This is a genomic window from Streptosporangium sp. NPDC005286, assembly GCF_040607515.1.
Classification (GTDB): Bacteria; Actinomycetota; Actinomycetes; order Streptosporangiales; family Streptosporangiaceae; genus Streptosporangium.
Genome location: NZ_JBEXGU010000412.1, coordinates 1 through 1,201, shown reverse-complemented (window position 1 = coordinate 1,201; position 1,201 = coordinate 1). Strand labels below are relative to the sequence as shown.

The following is a 1,201-nucleotide window of genomic DNA, read 5'->3' as shown; positions in this document are numbered from 1 at the left end:
GGCTAGTGGCGCGTCACGCAACCTTGGCGGGATAACTGGTCCATGAGCGGATCGGGGAGCTGGCTGCGAAGCTGACCTTGGGCTGGGCGTGCCGGTTGTGCCAGCGGATATAGGCGGCGATGGCGGCGTTCTGCTCGGTATGGCTGCGGTGGTCGGTGCCGTTGAGGGCGAAGTAGCGCAGTGCGGCGAATTCGGACTCGATCCAGTTCAGCCAGGAGGCGTAGGTCGGCAGGAACACCAGCTCGACGTCGTTGGCGGCGGCCCAGGCTTTGACCTGGGGATGTTTGTGCGGCGAGTAGTTATCCACGATCAGGTAGAGGTTGCCGTCGGGCCAGCGGGCCCGCAGGGACTTACCAAACGACAGGAACTCACGCCACCGCTTGCGCTCACGGATCCGGTAGTAGATCTTCCCAGTCGCCAGGTCCAGGGCACCGAGCAGGTGCATGACCCCGCTGTAGCGGTTGTAGGTGGCCCGCAGGCGGCGGGGGTCCTTGCCCGGCCGCCAGGCCTTGCCCTTGCGGGGCTGCAGGTTCAAGGGGCCGAACTCATCCACGCAGACCACCCGCCCGTCCTTTGGCGGGGCGTCGTAGAGGGCCAGGACGCGCTGCATCTTGGCAACGAAGTCCGCATCGTTGCTGCTCTTCCACGTCGTGGTGGTCTGCCATGACACCCCACCGGCCCTGAGGATCCGCACCAGGTGCTGGCGGCTGATCGAGGTCACCAGCCGTAACTCGACCAGGTGGGCGGCGAGCTTGGACAGGCTCCAGGTGGAAAAGCCGGTGATGCCCCACTCGGCGGGGGTCGTCCGGGCGATCAGGCAAATGCGTTCTCGCACCCACTCACTGATCCTCCGCGGACGACCCCCGCTCCATTTTGGGTCCAAAGCCTCGAACCCCCGCTCGTTGAACGCGTGCACCACCTGGCGCACGTAGTCGTCACTGACCTGCATCAACGCCTTGATAGCGGAAGCGGATTGCCCTTGCGCGGACATCAGCACCACGATCGCTCGCCGCAGCTTCACCGGATCCTTGGCCGACCGGGTGATCCTCTGCAGGCGCCGTCCCTCCTCCATCGTCAACGCACGAACGAACACCTCGGGTTTACGCGCCACGCCCACCTCCCAGAACTACTCCGGGACCAGGCTGGCCTGCTCACCCGCCGAGATCAAATAGCCCAGCAAGGTTCGGTGACACGCCACTAG

Annotated in this window: 1 protein-coding gene; it reads right to left on the bottom strand. The window is 65.4% G+C overall.

The annotated features are described in order from the left end of the window. Nucleotides 1–13 precede the first annotated feature (13 nt). Entirely contained in the window at nucleotides 14–1,111 is a 1,098-nt protein-coding gene (locus ABZU75_RS46480; RefSeq protein ID WP_355570022.1) for an IS630 family transposase, read from the bottom strand. Nucleotides 1,112–1,201: the final 90 nt, after the last annotated feature.